This is a genomic window from Micromonospora sp. NPDC048986 (assembly GCF_040649335.1).
Classification (GTDB): domain Bacteria; phylum Actinomycetota; class Actinomycetes; order Mycobacteriales; family Micromonosporaceae; genus Micromonospora; species Micromonospora alfalfae.
In genome coordinates this window covers 1-16,334 of the sequence record NZ_JBEZFJ010000017.1, presented here as the reverse complement: position 1 = coordinate 16,334, position 16,334 = coordinate 1, and the positions used below count along the sequence as shown (strand labels likewise).

The 16,334-nt window shown below is 71.7% G+C and carries 17 protein-coding genes; 9 read left to right on the top strand and 8 right to left on the bottom strand.

The window, feature by feature from the left end; genetic code table 11:
• Window position 1: 1 nt before the first annotated feature.
• Window positions 2–1,417 carry an NADP-dependent succinic semialdehyde dehydrogenase gene (locus AB0B94_RS28415; RefSeq protein ID WP_357287229.1) on the bottom strand — a complete coding sequence of 472 codons (1,416 nt, stop codon included), beginning with the start codon at window positions 1,415–1,417 and terminating at the stop codon, window positions 2–4.
• Window positions 1,418–1,429: 12 nt separating this feature from the next.
• Window positions 1,430–1,693 (bottom strand): DUF6343 family protein, encoded by a 264-nt coding sequence (locus AB0B94_RS28410; protein WP_130400182.1) that lies wholly within the window; start codon window positions 1,691–1,693, stop codon window positions 1,430–1,432.
• Window positions 1,694–1,815: 122 nt separating this feature from the next.
• Between AB0B94_RS28410 and AB0B94_RS28405 the strand changes: the two genes are divergently transcribed.
• Together AB0B94_RS28405 and AB0B94_RS28400 are read left to right on the top strand one after the other, a co-directional pair.
• On the top strand, window positions 1,816–2,409 hold the full coding sequence (locus AB0B94_RS28405) for an antibiotic biosynthesis monooxygenase (protein WP_357287224.1): 594 nt from the start codon (window positions 1,816–1,818) through the stop codon (window positions 2,407–2,409).
• Between the two features lie 120 nt (window positions 2,410–2,529).
• Complete coding sequence (locus AB0B94_RS28400; protein WP_357287221.1) at window positions 2,530–3,381, top strand: GDSL-type esterase/lipase family protein; 852 nt, start codon at window positions 2,530–2,532, stop codon at window positions 3,379–3,381.
• 19 nt (window positions 3,382–3,400) lie between these two features.
• Here AB0B94_RS28400 and AB0B94_RS28395 read toward each other — a convergent pair whose 3' ends face one another.
• From AB0B94_RS28395 to AB0B94_RS28385, 3 genes are all read right to left on the bottom strand, one after another.
• Entirely contained in the window at window positions 3,401–4,156 is a 756-nt protein-coding gene (locus tag AB0B94_RS28395) for an EcsC family protein (protein ID WP_357287218.1), read from the bottom strand.
• A 49-nt stretch (window positions 4,157–4,205) separates the two neighbouring features.
• Window positions 4,206–4,352, bottom strand: a complete 147-nt coding sequence (locus AB0B94_RS28390; protein WP_167457721.1) for a hypothetical protein — start codon at window positions 4,350–4,352, stop codon at window positions 4,206–4,208.
• Between the two features lie 106 nt (window positions 4,353–4,458).
• Window positions 4,459–5,316 (bottom strand): peptidase M23, encoded by an 858-nt coding sequence (locus tag AB0B94_RS28385; protein WP_357287212.1) that lies wholly within the window; start codon window positions 5,314–5,316, stop codon window positions 4,459–4,461.
• A 420-nt stretch (window positions 5,317–5,736) separates the two neighbouring features.
• Here AB0B94_RS28385 and AB0B94_RS28380 point away from each other — a divergent pair, with 420 nt between their 5' ends.
• The 4 genes from AB0B94_RS28380 (at window position 5,737) to AB0B94_RS28365 (ending at window position 8,964) form a co-directional block, all read left to right on the top strand.
• Window positions 5,737–6,657, top strand: a complete 921-nt coding sequence (locus AB0B94_RS28380; RefSeq protein ID WP_091401570.1) for a PAC2 family protein — start codon at window positions 5,737–5,739, stop codon at window positions 6,655–6,657.
• Window positions 6,658–6,694: 37 nt separating this feature from the next.
• A complete protein-coding gene (locus AB0B94_RS28375; RefSeq protein WP_357287207.1) occupies window positions 6,695–7,492 on the top strand; it encodes an exodeoxyribonuclease III in 798 nt (265 codons plus the stop codon).
• Between the two features lie 17 nt (window positions 7,493–7,509).
• Window positions 7,510–7,827 carry an antibiotic biosynthesis monooxygenase gene (locus AB0B94_RS28370; protein WP_145784112.1) on the top strand — a complete coding sequence of 106 codons (318 nt, stop codon included), beginning with the start codon at window positions 7,510–7,512 and terminating at the stop codon, window positions 7,825–7,827.
• A gap of 261 nt (window positions 7,828–8,088) precedes the next feature.
• Window positions 8,089–8,964 (top strand): alpha/beta hydrolase, encoded by an 876-nt coding sequence (locus tag AB0B94_RS28365; protein WP_357287202.1) that lies wholly within the window; start codon window positions 8,089–8,091, stop codon window positions 8,962–8,964.
• Between the two features lie 60 nt (window positions 8,965–9,024).
• Here the strand turns inward: AB0B94_RS28365 and AB0B94_RS28360 are convergent, their stop codons facing one another.
• On the bottom strand, window positions 9,025–9,690 hold the full coding sequence (locus tag AB0B94_RS28360) for a class F sortase (protein WP_357287199.1): 666 nt from the start codon (window positions 9,688–9,690) through the stop codon (window positions 9,025–9,027).
• Between the two features lie 250 nt (window positions 9,691–9,940).
• Complete coding sequence (locus AB0B94_RS28355) at window positions 9,941–10,585, bottom strand: hypothetical protein (RefSeq protein WP_357287585.1); 645 nt, start codon at window positions 10,583–10,585, stop codon at window positions 9,941–9,943.
• A 208-nt stretch (window positions 10,586–10,793) separates the two neighbouring features.
• Between AB0B94_RS28355 and trmB the strand changes: the two genes are divergently transcribed.
• Both trmB and AB0B94_RS28345 read left to right on the top strand, forming a co-directional pair.
• On the top strand, window positions 10,794–11,423 hold the full coding sequence (gene trmB / locus AB0B94_RS28350; protein ID WP_357287582.1) for a tRNA (guanosine(46)-N7)-methyltransferase TrmB: 630 nt from the start codon (window positions 10,794–10,796) through the stop codon (window positions 11,421–11,423).
• Window positions 11,424–11,535: 112 nt separating this feature from the next.
• Window positions 11,536–14,049, top strand: a complete 2,514-nt coding sequence (locus AB0B94_RS28345; protein ID WP_357287196.1) for a DUF3516 domain-containing protein — start codon at window positions 11,536–11,538, stop codon at window positions 14,047–14,049.
• On the opposite strand, the gene AB0B94_RS28340 is transcribed toward AB0B94_RS28345, so the two are convergent.
• Complete coding sequence (locus tag AB0B94_RS28340) at window positions 14,027–15,115, bottom strand: acyltransferase family protein (protein ID WP_357287192.1); 1,089 nt, start codon at window positions 15,113–15,115, stop codon at window positions 14,027–14,029. The genes AB0B94_RS28345 and AB0B94_RS28340 overlap by 23 nt on opposite strands.
• A 390-nt stretch (window positions 15,116–15,505) precedes the next feature.
• Here AB0B94_RS28340 and AB0B94_RS28335 point away from each other — a divergent pair, with 390 nt between their 5' ends.
• Window positions 15,506–16,150, top strand: a complete 645-nt coding sequence (locus AB0B94_RS28335) for a hypothetical protein (RefSeq protein WP_357287189.1) — start codon at window positions 15,506–15,508, stop codon at window positions 16,148–16,150.
• The last annotated feature ends 184 nt before the right edge of the window (window positions 16,151–16,334 follow it).

The window sequence follows — 16,334 nt, the reverse complement described above, 5'->3', positions numbered from 1 at the left end:
ACTACTCGGCGTGCGCGCCGGCGCCGGCCGAGGCGGCGCCCTCGCCCACCCAGACCGTCTTGGTGTTGCAGAACTCCCGCATGCCCAGCGCCGACAACTCCCGTCCGTACCCGGAGTTCTTCACACCGCCGAACGGCAACTCGGGGTACGACGTGGTCATCCCGTTGATGAACACGTTGCCGGCGTCCAGGTCGGTGGCGAAGCGCTCCTGCTCGGCCGGGTCCCGGGTCCAGGCGTTCGAGCCGAGCCCGAAGCTGGTGGCGTTGGCGACAGCGATCGCCTCCTCGTACGAGGAGACCCGGAACAGGCCGGCGACCGGGCCGAAGACCTCCTCGGACCACATCCGCATCTGCGGGGTGAGGTCGGTGACCACTGTCGGCGGGTAGAACCAGCCGTCGCCGCTCGGCAGCTCGCCGCCGCAGAGCACTGTCGCGCCGTTGTCGACAGCGTCGCGGACCTGGGCGTGCACCTCGTCGCGGCCCCGCTCGCTGGCCAGCGGCCCGACGTCGGTGTTCGGGTCCATCGGGTCGCCGACGCGCAGCGCGGCCATGTTGGCGGCGAACTTCTCGGCGAAGGCGTCGAACACGTCGGTGTGCACGATGAACCGTTTCGCGGCGATGCAGGACTGGCCGTTGTTCTGGCAGCGGGCGGTGGTGGCGACCTCGGCGGCCCGGTCCACGTCGGCCGAGGGCATCACCACGAAGGGGTCGCTGCCGCCGAGTTCGAGGACTGTCTTCTTCAGCTCCCGTCCGGCGATCTGCGCGATGGACCGGCCGGCGGGCTCGCTGCCGGTGAGCGTCGCGGCGCGGACCCGGGGATCGCTGAGGATGTGGTCGACGGCCTCCGAATCGACAAGCACTGTGGTGAAGGCCCCCTCGGGGAAGCCGGCCCGCCGGAACACGTCCTCCAATAGCAGCGCGGTCTGCGGCACGTTCGAGGCGTGCTTGAGCAGGCCGGTGTTGCCGGCCATCAGCGCCGGGGCGGCGAAGCGCATCACCTGCCAGAGCGGGAAGTTCCACGGCATCACCGCGAGCACCACGCCGATCGGCTGGTAGCGGATGAACGCCCGGGTGGCCTTCACGGCGTCGGCGTCGGCGGGCTCGTCGGCGAGGAACGCGGGGGCCTTGTCGGCGTAGAAGCGGGCGGCGCTGGCGCACTTGGTCACCTCGGCCTGCGCCGCGACGTACGTCTTGCCCATCTCGGTGGTCATGATCCGGGCGATCTCGTCGCGCTCGGCGTCCAGCAGGTCGGCTGCGGCGTTCATCCACTGGGCGCGCTGGTCGATTGTCGTCGCCCGCAGCTGGTGGAACGCGAGGTCGCTGCGCTCGATGGCGTCGTCGAGTTGCTCGGTGGACATCGCCTCATAGGTCTTGAGCACCTGTCCGGTGGCGGGGTTGGTGGTGGCGATGTGGGGCATTCCGTCCTCCTGTCACTCGAACAACGAGTGTCGTACGCCCGGCTCCTCGCGGCGGCGGGCGGCGCGGCGGCGCTGGATCACGACCAGGTCGACCACGGCGACCACCGCGAAGATCGCGCAGAGTACGCCGAGCCAGGCGATGCCGGCCCAGAACGCCAGCACCGCGAAGATCACCATGATCACCAGCCCGAAACTGGCGAGGGTGAGCCGAAGGTTCAACGCGCTGTTCGCGTGGCCGACCGTGCCACGGGCGCGCCGGGGCTGCGATCTCGTCATACCCACCGACCTACCCCCGATCGGCCGGATTAACCGGTACCGCGCGCCTGCACACCCGCACCCGGCGGTGTGCTCCGGCACATCCGTTCGCGCTGCGGCCTCGTCGACCGCAGGATGGGCGCATGTCAATGACCCTCGCCGTGCCGGTGACCGTCTCCATCGCCCGCCGCGTCGATCCCGACCGGGCCAGCGAGATGGTGGCCTGGATGCGGGCCGGCACCGCGCTGGCCGAGGCGTTCCCCGGGTTCCTCGGCGTCGGCTGGGTGCAGAGCGGCCCCGGTTCGCCGGAGTGGCACATGCTCTACCGCTTCGCCGACGCCGAGACGCTGCACCGGTGGGAGGAGTCGCCGCAGCGGCTCTGGTGGCTCAGCTCGGCGCAGGGCATCGTCGAGCACACCAGGGTCGAGCGGCGCACCGGGATCGAGGGCTGGTTCGACAGGCCGCTGGAGCAGTCGGTGGACCCGGTGGAGCCGGCCCCGCCGGCGTCGCCGCCCCGCTGGAAGCAGGCGGTGACGATCTGGCTGGCGTTCTTCCCGCTGAGCCTGACCGCCACCCTGTTGACGAGCCACTTCCTCGACGCGGTGCCGCTGGCGGCCCGGGTGCTGCTGATGACCCTCTGCCTGACCCCGCTGATGACCTATCTGGTGCTGCCCCGGATCACCAGGGCGTTGCACTGGTGGCTGCACGGTCAGCGGGCGCCGTGGCGGGACGCATAGCACCTCGACGGCTCGCGCGTCGGCACTCTGCCGCATACCCGACAGCAACTTCCCGGCCAACCGCATCCTGCGCATAGAGTTACCGCGCTGTCGCTCTGTGCTGCGGGAACGGGAGACGTCATGCCTCGACGCTGGGTCGCCGCCCTGGCCTGTCTCGCGGCGCTTGTCGCACTGGCCTGCGAGGGCGGCAACTCCGCGGAACCCCGCCCCACCACGAGCGCCAGGCCGTCGAGCGGGCCCGGCGGCATCGCCGCCCTCGGCGACTCGATCAGCACCGGCTTCGCCTCCTGCCTGGTGCTCACCTCCTGCGAACGCAACTCCTGGTCGACCGGGGACGGGCTGCGGGTGCAGAGCCACTACCGGCGGCTGCTCGAACAGAACCCGGCGATCCGCGACCGGACGTACAACCACGCCCGTCCCGGCGCCCGCGCGGACGCTCTCGTTAGTCAGGCCCAGGCTGCGGTACGCGACCACGCCGACTACGTCACAGTGCTGATCGGCGCCAACGACGTCTGTCGGGGCGGGGTGGACGCGATGACGCCGGTGGCGCAGTTCCGGGCCGACGTCGACAGCGGGCTGCGGGTCCTCCGGACCGGCCGGCCGAAGGCCCGGGTGCTGGTGGTGAGCATCCCCGACCTGTACCGGCTCTGGGAGGTCGGGCACGACGACGCCCGGGCGACCCGCGCGTGGCGGCGGGGCATCTGCCCCGCCCTGCTGGCCGAGGCGACCTCGACCGCTCCGGCCGACCGGGCGCGCCGGGCCGCCGTCCGGGACCGGATCGACGCGTACAACGCCGAACTGAAGGCGGCCTGCCGGGCGTACGGATCACGGTGCCGGCACGACGGCGGCGCGTTGCACAAGGTCCGGTTCACCCTGGACCTGCTCAACCCGCTGGACTGGTTCCACCCCAACGCCACCGGTCAGGGCCGCATCGCCGAGGTGACCTGGCGCTCCTCCGGCCTGGCCAGCTGACGAGCCCGGACGGGGTCCGTCAGGGTTGGCGCGGCTCGGGGACGGCGTTGCCGCGGGTGCCGTAGAGGGCCCGGGACCGCTGGGCGAGGTCCTTTGTGGCCGACGAGTTGGCCCAGGTGCCGAGCACGATGGCCGCACCGGGGACGATCTTGGCGACCATCCGTTTCGCGGCCCGGACGCCGGCCATCTGGGCCAGCCGGACGCCGAGTTGCAGCATGACCCGACCGAGCGGACGCTGGCCGCCCAGGCCGAAGAGCGCGTCGGCGCGTTCCCGGCCGGCGGCCACACCCAGCGCCAGCCGGGCGCTCTCGGCGACCTTGTGCACCCGCTGGAGCACCAGCAGGTCGGTGGCGCGGTCACTGTGCAGGGGGTCGATGTCGTACGCGGCGGCGATGTGCAGCACCATCCGCGCCTGGGTCCAGGCCAGCACGCCCACGTCGATCACGGCGCCGGGCAGCCCGGCCGCGCCGGAGACCGCGCCGGACAGTCGGGCCAGGTTGACGAACTTGCGGGCCGCCTGGTCGGCCAGGACGTCGGCGGAAACCCCGGGCTGCTCGGCCCGGGCCCGGGCGGCCCACTGCACGGCTTCCGGCCCGAGGCGGCGCACCGCCTCCAGGGCAAGGTGCTCCGGCGCGTACTGCGGGTCGTCACGCATCCGGTCCCAGAGCCGGGCCGGCGGACCCTCGGGGGCGTCCACCGGCCCGGCCGGCAGGTCGACGGACGGCTGCGGAGTAGGGACGGCGGATTGCCCGCCGACGGGCGGAGTGTCGGTCACCAGGTCTCCCCAGGGGTGGAAACGGTGGACAGGGCGGCCGATGGAGCGGTCAGCGGCGGCGGTTGGACAGTCGAGCCGCCAACCCCTTCAGCTTCTGCTGGTTGCCCGGCTTGGCCATCTCTCGACGACCCCGCTCGACCAACTGCTGCCCCTTCGGCGATCTCAGGAACGTGGTGATCCGCTGCATCAGTGACATGGCGTCCTCCTGTCGATGGTCCCGTAGTCATGTGTACCCCGAACCCGCAACACATGTACCCGGGATGCGACAGCCCCAACCCTGACCGTCCATAGTGGGCGGTAGGTTACCGCCCCGCCGGCACGATCGCGTCAACGACCCGGGCGGCCCGCCACTCGTGCTGCTGGTAGTGCTCGGGGTAGGCGGAGACCTGTACCGCCTGGGCGGCGTCGGTGAGCCGCATCCGCTGCCAGCCGGGCACCTGCTCCAGCGCGCTGAGGAACTGCCGGGTGGCGAACTCGGGGTCCATCAGCCGCCCCACCGGGCCCCAACCGCTGCTGGAACGCTGCTGGAACAACCCGACCGAGTCGTGGTCCCAGCCGACGCCCTGGTGCGGATAGTCCTGCGACTCGGGCAGCACGCCGCTGGCCACGTTGTAGAGATTGCTCTCCTGCATGGCGGTGGCCACCGCGATCACCAGACCTCGGCGTGGCACACCCATCTTGCGGCCGGTACGGACGATCGCCTCGGCGTTCTCCATCTGGTCCTCGTCCAGCCCGGCGACGGGGGCCGGGTCGGTCGGGCGAGCCGGGGCGACGGTGCGGGCCGGGGCGCTGGTGTCCGGGTCGGCGGGGCTCGCCGACGCGGACGGGGCGGCGGAGAGGCTCGGGATAGCCGTGCGGTCGAGGGAACGGGAGGCACGCTGCTGCTCGGCGCGCTGGGCCAACTCGGAGCCGGAGAGCGATCCACTTCGGGTCGCCGCGTCGGCGTCGTCGTTCCGAACCTGGACGACGGCGGTCAGACCGAGGCAGCACACCAGACCGGTGGCCAGCGCCAGCTGTGCCCGGCGTCGACCGCTGAGGTCCCGGGCGTACGCCCGGAGCCGGCTCGCGGTGGTTGTCCGTTCGGTTGAGGTGCCATCCTCCGTATCGGCAGTGGGCCTGCTCGGGGCGTACGGGTCGTCGAGGGTGCCGTCGTCACGCATCAACCGAGGCTAGGCAGGTGCAAACCCTGATCACGCACGGTGATCACGTGGCACTCGACACAGATCGGAGCCGCACTGGTGGACGAGCGGGGCGCGGTGACCCGCCCGGGGAACGGACCTCGCGTACCGGATGAAGCTGGCGCCGCACGCGGACCGGCACGGGCCCGGACAGCATCGACCATTCCACCGCCGAGCCTGACATGATCGACAAACTCGGCCTTTGGGTCGAACCACCCATCGTCCGTTCGGCCAGCAGGCTCGACCTGGAGGCGTAAACAGCCGATTGGTCCGGTCATGCCCACCACCCGGCCAACGGATCGCCCGACGCAGGAATGCGCCAGGATGGCGGGTACGTTGCCCGAACGGGTGCCCTCCGTCGCGACGGCGCCCCGCAGGCACATTTCAGGGAGGTCCGCACCGGTGCTCGACCCACACGAGCTCTACCAGCTCACCGACGATCTGCCCGACCTCGGGCAGCCGGTCCTGATCCAGGCCCTCACCGGGTTCGTGGACGCCGGGAACGCCAGCCGACTGGCGCGTGAGCAGCTACTCACCTCGCTGGAGGGTCGGCCGATCGCCACGTTCGACGTCGACCAGCTCTTCGACTACCGATCGCGACGACCGGTGATGACCTTCGTCGAGGACCACTGGGAGAGCGTCGACGCGCCCAAGCTGGAGCTGCACCTGCTACAGGACGACGACGAGACCCCGTTCCTGCTGCTCACCGGCCCCGAACCGGACCTGCAGTGGGAACGTTTCGTGGCCGCCGTGGCCGGGCTCGCCGCCCGGCTGGACGTCCGACTCACAGTGGGGCTCAACTCGATCCCGATGGCGGTCCCGCACACCCGGCCGACCGGGGTGACAGCGCACGCCACCCGCCCCGAGCTGATCGCCGGCTACGAGCCCTGGTTGCAGCGCGTCCAGGTGCCCGGCAGCGTCGGTCACCTGCTGGAGTTCCGCCTCGGCGAGCAGGGCCGCGACGCGCTGGGCTTCGCCGCCCACGTGCCGCACTACGTGGCGCAGACCGAATACCCGGCGGCCGCCGAGGTGCTGCTCACCTCGGTGTCGCGCAGCACCGGCCTGCTGCTGCCCGGCGACGGGCTGCGCTCGGCCGCCGAGGTGGTCCGGGTGGAGATCGACCGGCAGGTTGCGCAGACCGAGGACGCCGCGGCCCTGGTCCAGGCCCTGGAGGAGCAGTACGACGCGTTCGCCCGAGGTCGGGGCGAGAAGAGCCTGCTCGCCCCGGATGCCGGCCCGCTGCCCACTGCCGACGAACTCGGCGCCGAACTGGAACGGTTCCTGGCCGAACAGACCCGTCCCGGCGACACCCCGGGCAGCTGACGGGGCGGCGCGGCGGCGGATACGGCAGGCTGGGGGCATGCGCCTGGCGACCTGGAACGTCAACTCGGTGAAGGCCCGCCTACCCCGGCTGCTGGAGTGGCTGGCCGACACCGGGCCGGACGTCGTCTGCCTGCAGGAGACGAAATGCCCTGACGGCGCCTTCCCGGCGACCGAGGTCGGTGAGCTGGGCTACACCGTGGCCAGCCACAGCGACGGCCGGTGGAACGGGGTGGCCATCCTGTCCCGGGTCGGGCTGGGCGACGTCCGGGTCGGGTTCGCCGACGAGCCCGGCTTCCCCGAGCCGGAGGCCCGGGCCATCTCCGCCACCTGCGACGGGGTGCGGGTCTGGTCGGTGTACGTGCCCAACGGCCGGACGCCGGACGACCCGCACTACGCCTACAAGTTGGCCTGGTTCGCGGCGCTGCGCGACGCGCTGGACACCGAACTGGCCAGCGAGTTGCCGCTGGCGGTCTGCGGCGACTTCAACGTCGCACCGACCGACGCCGACGTCTGGGACCCGGCGGTCTTCACCCACTCCACGCACGTCACCCCGGCCGAGCGGGCAGCCCTCGCGGCGCTGCGCGACCTGGGCCTCAGCGACGTCGTGCCGACCCCGATGAAGGGCCCGCACCCCTTCACCTACTGGGACTACCGGGCCGGCATGTTCCACCAGAACAAGGGCATGAGAATCGACCTGGTGTACGCGTCCGCGCCGTTCGCCCGCGCCGTCCGCTCCGCGTACGTGGACCGGGAGGCCCGCAAGGGCAAGGGCCCGTCCGACCACGCGCCGATCGTTGTCGACGTGGACCTGGTCCCGGCGGTCGAGGCGTTCTGAGTGGCTAGGGTGGGCAGATGGCAGTCGTGAAGATCAACGCAATCGACGTCCCGCCCGGTGGCGGCGCGGAGTTGGAGAAGCGGTTCGCCGCGCGGGCCGGCGCCGTGGAGAACTCCCCCGGTTTTCTCGGCTTCGAACTGCTCCGCCCGGTGGCCGGCGAGACCCGCTACTTCGTCTACACCAAGTGGGAGAGCGAGGAAGCGTTCCAGGCGTGGGCCGCCGGCCCGTCACGCGCCGCCCACGCCGCCGCCCCCGGCGACAAGCCCCGCCCACCGGTCTCCACCGGCGCCAGCCTGCTGGAGTTCGAGGTGGCGCTGCACGTCCCCCAGCCCTAGGAGCGCCGCCTCAGGGCGCCAACGCGGCTCGATCCACTCGGTGTCGCTGAAGCCGGGGTGTCCGCGTCAGTGGGACACCCGACATCAAGGATCGCGTGTCGATCAACCCCGGGAGCCAGCACCGCAGCCGAATCGCGCCGGACCGGTTGTCGCCGTTGATAGCGTCGAGGCAGACCGAGCGGTAGTCGGCCACCAGTCGCCCTGCCAGCCATTCCACGCCGTTCGTTCAGGGCGCATCCCAAGGCACGGGGGACTCTGATCATGTTCGACGGCTTCGAAGAGTTCGACATCGAGACGCCCGGCGCGACGATCCACGGACGCCGCGGCGGAAGCGGGCCGCCCGTTCTGCTGCTGCACGGCATCCCCGAGACGCACCTCATGTGGCACCATGTCGCGCCACGGCTCGCCGAGCACTACACGGTCGTCGCCACCGACCTGCGGGGCTGGGGTGACAGCGGCAAGCCGCCGAGCACTCCGGATCACGAGCCGTACAGCATGCGCGCCATCGCCCGCGACCAGATCGCTGTGATGCGGAGCCTGGGCCACGAGCAGTTCCGACTCGTCGGCCACGATCGGGGGGCGCGCTGCGCGTACCGACTCGCGCTTGACGAACCGGACGCCGTCACCCGACTGGCCGTGATGGACGTGGTCCCCATCGGCGACGTCTACAACCGCGCCGACAAGACGTTCAGCCTGTCCTACTGGGTCTGGTCCTTCCTGGCGGCACCGGCGCCGGTGCCCGAGCAGTTCATCAAGGCGGCGCCCGCGGTGCTCGTCGACTTCATGCTCGACACCTGGCCCGAGGTGAAGGACGCCTTCCCCGCCGAGGTCCGGGCGGCGTACGTCAAGCAGTTCAGCGATCCCGCCACGGTCCACGCGATCTGCGAGGAGTTCCGCGCCGCCGCGACGCTGGACTACCAGCAGGACGAGGCGGATCGCGGAAACCGGAAGATCGCCTGCCCGGTGCTGTTTCTCTGGAGCCAACGCGGCCAGGTAGCGAAGCTCTACGACGACCCGCTGGCGATCTGGCGCGAGTGGGCCGACGACGTACGCGGCGAGCCGGTCCCGGTCGGGCACTTCATTCCGGAGGAAGCCCCCGACGAGACCACCAGCCAACTCCTGGCGTTCCTGAACTGACGCCGACAGGCCGACGGCCAGGCGAGCGGGACGGCCCTGCGGGCCTGGCCGGGGTCGGCCTCAGGACTTGCGGGAGGACTGGAGGGTGGCAAAGGCGATGACGTTGTCGGCGTAGCCGGTACGGCCCCCGATGAACTGCCCGCCGCAGGTGATCAACCGCAGCCCGGGTGGCCCGTCGTGGCCGTAGATCCGCTCGGCGGGCAACTGGTCCTTCGGGAAGTGCTCCACGGTGTCGACCCGGAACACCACCACCGACTCGTCCGCCCGGGCCACCTCGATCAGGTCGCCGGGGTGCAGCTTGCCCAGGTCGTAGAAGACCGACGGGCCGGTCTTCGTGTCCACGTGCCCGACGATCACCGCAGGGCCAGGCTCACCGGGCGTGGGGCCCCGGTCGTACCAGCCGGTCTCGTTGTGCCGTTCCAACGGCGGCACCGCGATCGAGCCGTCCCGCGCCTGCCCGACGGGCGCCACCGGCGCGCTCACCTTGATCGCCGGCACCGAGAGGCGCACCGGCCGACTGGCCGACAAGCCGACCGACTCACTGCGGGCCGGCCGGTCGCCGCCGGTCGGGGCCAGGTCGAACGGGCCGACCGAACGGCCCAGCCCGGCCCCGGTGGCGAAGACCCCGGCCAACACCAACACCACAGCCAACGGTACGGACCAGGGGCTGCGGCCGGAGGGACGACTACGCCGGGGGGCGACGGCGGTCGGCGGACGCGCGGCCACCGAGGGGCGGTCGGGATCCGGCGGGCGGTGGGGATCCGGCGGGCGGTGGGGATTTGGCGGGCGGTGGGGCCTTGGCGGGCGGTCGCCCGGCCAACCGTCGTCCAAGGGCAGCCGAACGTCATCGGGCGGCGAGGCGGGACGGCCGGCGAACGGCTGACGGGCAGCGTCCGACGGCGAGGCGGGACGACCAGGCGACGGCGGGCGTGAACCGGCCGGCGGCGGCGTGGGGCGGAAGATCGTCATGGCGGCCTCAGCGACGCGCGGCGGCTCGGGGGCGGCGCAGCGCCATCACGGCGACGATCAGACCGGTGATGATCAGTGCCGCGCCGCCGGGCAGCAGCAGCCCACCGGTCATCCCGCCGGTGCTCCCACCGAAGCCGGTCGCCGGACCACGGCTGGGCTGGACGGGGACCTTCTTCACCACCTGGAGCATCGTCGAGGCGGTCTCGCCGTCGCGGCACTCCAGCTTGACCCGGTAGTTGCCGGGGCGGGTGCGCTCGCGGACCATCGGCGCGGCCGTGAGCACCCCGCGCTGCGGCTGCACGCCGACCGCCCCGAAGGCGTCGGAGACCACAGTGGCGCCCACCGAGTTGTCCCGACAACTGGCCCGGATGCCCACCAGGTAACCGGGCTGCACAGTGCTGGGGCTGACCTCGACGAAGATGTCCACCGCCGGCGTCGGTTGGGGCGCTCCGCCGGGCGGCCCTCCGGGCTGCGGCGCAAGCCCGACGGCGACGGCCCGCCCGGGTGCGGCAAGACCGGCGACGGCAGACGGGGACGCAAGAGCGACTGCGCCCGGCGCGGGCGCGGCGAGGACGGGCGTGGAGGTCAGCAGGGGGCCGGCCAGCACGGCCACCAGCGACAGCGTCACAGCGCCGCGGGTCACTGTCACGATGCCCCCTCTCGACGCCGTGCGGCCGGGTCGGGCGGTGGAACACCCGACCTGCCGTACCAGTTGGATCCTCTCATTTCCGGTCGCACATCACATCCGATCCGCCGGCGGCGTCGCGTACGCTCGGGTCGCTGTGACAGCCACCGACCATGACCCCGCCGTCCCGCCCGCGAGCCGGACGATCCGCACGTTCCACCCCCGCCGGGGTCGGATGAGCGACCGGCAGACCGACGCGCTGAGCCGGCTCTGGCCCGTGTACGGCCTGGACGTGCCGGACGGACCTGTGCAGCCCGTCGACCTGGCCGACCTGTTCGGTCGCCGGGCGCCGGTGGTGCTGGAGATCGGCTCGGGCATGGGCGACAGCACCGCTTCGATGGCTGCCGCCGACCCGGATCGAGATTATCTGGCGGTGGAGGTGCACACGCCGGGAATCGCCAACCTGCTCGACCTGGTGGAGCGCGGTGGCCTGCGCAACGTACGGGTGGCGGAGGGCGACGCGTTGTCGCTGGTCAGCGGCTTGCCCGAGGGTGTGCTGGACGCCGTGCACGTCTTCTTCCCGGACCCGTGGCCGAAGTCCCGCCACCACAAGCGGCGGCTCATCCAGCCGGCGCACGTGGCGCTGCTGCGGTCCCGGCTGCGCTCCGGCGGCGTGCTGCACTGCGCCACCGACTGGGCCGAGTACGCCGACGTGATGCGGGAGACCCTGGAGGCGGACCCGGAGCTGGTGGACGCGTACGGCGGCTTCGCGCCACGGCCGGCGCACCGCCCGGTGACGAAGTTCGAGCGGCGGGCGATCACGGCCGGTCGGCCCGTCGCCGACCTGCTGTACCGCCGACGGTGACCGGCGAAACGCCCGAACGGCAACGCGGCGGCGCATTCGGGACGCCGGGACGGGGATCCGGTGCGGGCCGGGTTGGCGTACCGGGGCATGATCCAGGCACCATGGACAGGCTATGACGCTCACCGCCGCGCTGCCGACAAGCGCCGACCCCGACACCCTCTTCGACGCGTTCGCCGGCTGGGCGAAGGAGCGCGGCCTCGACCTCTACCCCCATCAGGAAGAGGCGGTCATCGAGATCGTCTCCGGCGCCAACCTGATCATGAACACGCCCACCGGCTCGGGTAAGAGCCTGGTGGCGATCGCCGCGCACTTCGCGGCCCTCGCCGACAGCCGGACGACCTTCTACACCGCGCCGATCAAGGCATTGGTGTCGGAGAAGTTCTTCGCGCTCTGCGAGGTCTTCGGCGCCGAGAACGTCGGCATGCTCACCGGCGACGCCAGCGTCAACGCCGACGCCCCGATCATCTGCTGCACCGCGGAGATCCTGGCGAACCTGGCGCTGCGCGAGGGCACGAAGGCCGACGTCGGCCAGGTGATCATGGATGAGTTCCACTTCTACGCCGAGCCCGACCGGGGCTGGGCGTGGCAGGTGCCGATCATCGAGCTGCCGCAGGCCCAGTTCATCCTGATGTCCGCCACCCTGGGGGACACCACCCGCTTCGTCGACGACCTGACCCGACGCACCGGGCGGCCGACCGCCGTCGTGCGCACCGCGGAGCGGCCGGTCCCGCTCATCTTCTCGTACGCGATGACGCCGCTGCACGAGACGCTGGAGGAGCTGCTGGAGACCAAGCAGGCCCCGGTGTACGTGGTGCACTTCACCCAGGCCGCCGCGCTGGAACGCGCCCAGGCGCTGACCAGCGTCAACGTCTGCACCCGCGCCGAGAAGGACATGATCGCCGAGGCGATCGGTGGTTTCCGGTTCACCGCCGGCTTCGGCAAGACGCTGTCCCGGCTGGTCCGGCACGGCATCGGCGTGCACCACGCCGGCATGCTGCCCAAGTACCGCCGCCTGGTGGAGACCCTCGCCCAGGCCGGCCTGCTCAAGGTCATCTGCGGCACCGACACCCTCGGCGTCGGCATCAACGTGCCGATCCGCACCGTGCTGTTCACCGGCCTGTCCAAGTACGACGGGGTCCGTACCCGGCTGCTGAAAAACCGGGAGTTCCACCAGATCGCCGGACGGGCCGGGCGGGCCGGCTACGACACCATCGGCCGGGTCGTGGTGCAGGCCCCGGAGCACGTCATCGACAACGAGAAGGCCCTCGCCAAGGCCGGTGACGACCCGAAGAAGCGCCGCAAGGTGGTCCGCAAGAAGCCGCCGGAGGGCTCGATCGGCTGGGGCCAGCCCACCTTCGACCGACTCGTCGACGCCGAGCCGGAACCACTGACCTCCAGCTTCCAGGTCAGCCACTCGATGCTGCTCAACGTCATCGGCCGGCCCGGGGACGCGTTCACCGCGATGCGGCACCTGCTCACCGACAACCACGAGGAGCCGGCCGCGCAGCGTCGGCACATCCGCCGGGCGATCGCCATCTACCGGGCTCTGCGTGCCGGCGGGGTCGTCGAGGAACTGCCCGAGCCGGACGAGACCGGCCGGCGGATCCGGCTCACCGTCGACCTCCAGCTCGACTTCGCCCTCAACCAGCCGCTCTCCCCCCTCGCGCTGGCCACCATCGAGCTGCTCGACGCCGAGTCCCCGTCGTACCCGCTCGACGTGCTGAGCGTCATCGAGTCGATCCTGGACGACCCCCGGCAGATTCTCTCCGCGCAGCAGTTCAAGGCGCGCGGCGAGGCGGTCGCCGCGATGAAGGCAGAGGGCATCGAGTACGAGGCGCGCCTCGAACTGCTCGACGAGGTGACCCACCCCAAGCCCCTGGCCGAGCTGCTGGAGGCCGCGTACGAGATGTACCGGCAGGGCCACCCCTGGGTCGCCGACCACCAACTCTCCCCCAAGGCCGTCGTCCGCGACATGTACGAGCGGGCCATGACCTTCACCGAGTACGTGCAGTTCTACGGGTTGACCCGCTCGGAAGGTCTCGTCCTGCGCTATCTGGCCGACGCGTACAAGACGCTGCGCCAGACAGTGCCCGAGGACGCCAAGACCGAGGAGCTGATCGACCTCATCGAGTGGTTGGGCGAGCTGGTCCGCCAGGTCGACTCCAGCCTCATCGACGAGTGGGAGCGGCTGCGCAACCCGTCCGACGTGGCCGAGGTCGCCCAGGCGCACGCCGCCCTGACCGATCGACCACCGGCGGTGACCCGCAACGCGCGGGCGTTCCGGGTGCTGGTGCGCAACGCGCTGTTCCGGCGCGTCGAGTTGGCCGCGCTGCGCCGCTGGGACCTGCTCGCCGAGTTGGACGCCGAGGACGGCTGGGACTACGACGCGTGGGCCGACGCCCTGGCGCCGTACTTCGAGGCGTACGACTCGATCGGGGTCGGGCCGGACGCCCGCGGTCCGGCGCTGCTCATGATCGAGCAGGGCCGGGAGCGGTGGACCGTACGGCAGATCTTCGACGACCCGGACGGCGACCACGACTGGGGCATCAGCGCCGAGATCGACCTGGTGGCCTCGGACGAGGTCGGCGCGGCGGTCGTGCGGATCACCGACGTCGGCCAGCTCTGACGTGCCTGCCCCGGTGGGCCCAGCGGCTGCCGGCCGACAATGGTCCGAACAGTGCCGGCGTCCGCCGGGCGGCCACGTCCTCGATCCAGCCGAACAGCAGCACCGCCCCGGCGGTCAGTAGGCACACCCCGGTCAGTCGCAGCGCGATCGAGGCCACCGAGTTGTACGGGAGCACCGGCGCGAGCAGCAGGAACATCCCGAGGCTGGCCGGGATGTGCCACAGGTAGATGGTCACCGCGCGGGCGTTGACCACCCGGAGCACGACGCCCAGCGGCACCCGGCCGACGAGCCGGGGCCGCACTCTCAGCAGCACGGCGACGAGCGCCATCGACCACAGCGTGGTGCCACCCGCGATGTGGTTGAGGTCGACGGCCCGGCCGGTCACCATGGCGGCCACCACCCAGGTGCCGCCCACAGCGGCGAGGCCGGCCACCAGGCAGCCGTACCACCGCCACGGGATGCGGTGCAGCAGCCGATCATGGTGCGCGAAGCCCATCAGCCAGCAGGACAGGTAGGCGGCGACGAAGTAGCCGGCGTGCACACCGGCGAGGTGCATCCCGACCGGCAGTGCGGTGGCGACACCGACGCTCGGCCACGGCCAGCGGCGGAACAGCCACAGCAGCAGCGGCGAGAGCAGCACCAACCACAGATAGGTGACGACGTACCAGAGCCCGATGTGGAACACCCAGGCCCAGGACTGCCCACCCACCGGCGGCACCCGCAGGGGTAGCACCCACCAGAGCAGTTCCGCCCAGCCGGCCACGCCACTCGGCAGTGGACGCCATCCGGCGGAGAGCACCACCAGTGCGATCGCGCCGAACGCCCAGTACGGCAGCAGCAACCGGCGAAGCCGTCGGAGCACGGCCGGCGGACCGTGCCGGTCGAGTGACGCCGCCATCAACGAGCCGGCGATGCCGAACATCAGACCCATCGCCGGCACCAGCAGGCTCAGCCAGATCCAACCGGTGACGTGGAAGAGCATGACGCGGGCCAGGGCGACAGTTCGCAGCAGGTCCAGGTAGCGGTCCCGGTCGGCCGCGGGGTCGGCGGACTGGACGGTGCGCACCGCCGTATCCCTGCCAGGGCTGATGACCCTGGATGCCTCACCAATGACCACCACGGCACAATAACGCCACAAGCACGACAAAGTTTGCAGCATGGCGAACGCGAGTCACCGAGCATCCCGCGCTCTGGCAGCTACTCCTCTGATCAGCCAGCTTCCTCAACTGGCAAGCCGCCGAGCGTCAGGACCTCTGGTGACACAGCGCCCCAACAGCCCGCGAGGCCGGGCAGCAGGCACCGACGGCCGCCTACCGGCGGCGGATCGCGACACTCGCCCAACCCGACGATTCGTCCGGTCGCCAGGAGGCCGCGACCCCTCAACTTCGCTGGGCAATGTCAGACCCGTCGATTAGAATGTATGTACTAATCAAGATCCTGACCTGGGAGGACGCCCGTGACCGCGCCCGCCTCCACGCCCCTCACCCCCTACGCGACACTGCTCGGTTTCACCCGCTACGTCGACCGCACCGGCCCCACCAAGGCGACCTTCGTGGGCGGGCTGCGCAAGCAACGCGCCAGCCGGTCCGGCTTCAACCCGCACGGCCAGTTCGTCAAGGCGCTCAAGGCCGACATCGCCTTCCACACCGGCGGCACGCACCTTGCCGGGGTCGCCGACATCGTCAAGCCACGGTGGCGTCCGCTCTACCAGGCGCTCGTCCCCGGCGCCACGACCTGGCTGCGCTCACTCGGCGAGCCGACCGCCGTCGATCTCGCCCAGACCCGCGACGCCCTGGCCATGCTGGGCGACCTGCCCGTCAAGATCAACCCCCATTTCGGGGTACGCCACGCCGACGGTCGCGCCGAAGCGGTCCGCCTGCACTTCGACGAGACCCCACCGAGCGAGGAGTCGGTGCTCGCCACCCTGCACCTGATGGCCCGACACATGGACGCTGTGCTCCCGCACGCCGAGCCGGTCCTGGTCGACGTCCGCCGCGGCCTGGCCCACCGCATGCCCACCGACGCCAAGCCGGACCAGATCGAACGATGGCTCTCCGGTGAAGCCGCCGCCTTCCGCGCCATCTGGTCCACCGCCGCCTAGTCCGCCCCACCCTCCACGCCCCACGCGCCACGCGCACGCCCACGCGCCACGCGCACGCCCACGCCCCACGCGCCACGCCCCACGCCCCACGCCCACGCGCCACGCGCACGCCCACGCCCCACGCCCACGCCCACGCCCACGCCCCACGCCCCACGCCCCACGCCCCACGCCCCACGCCCCACGC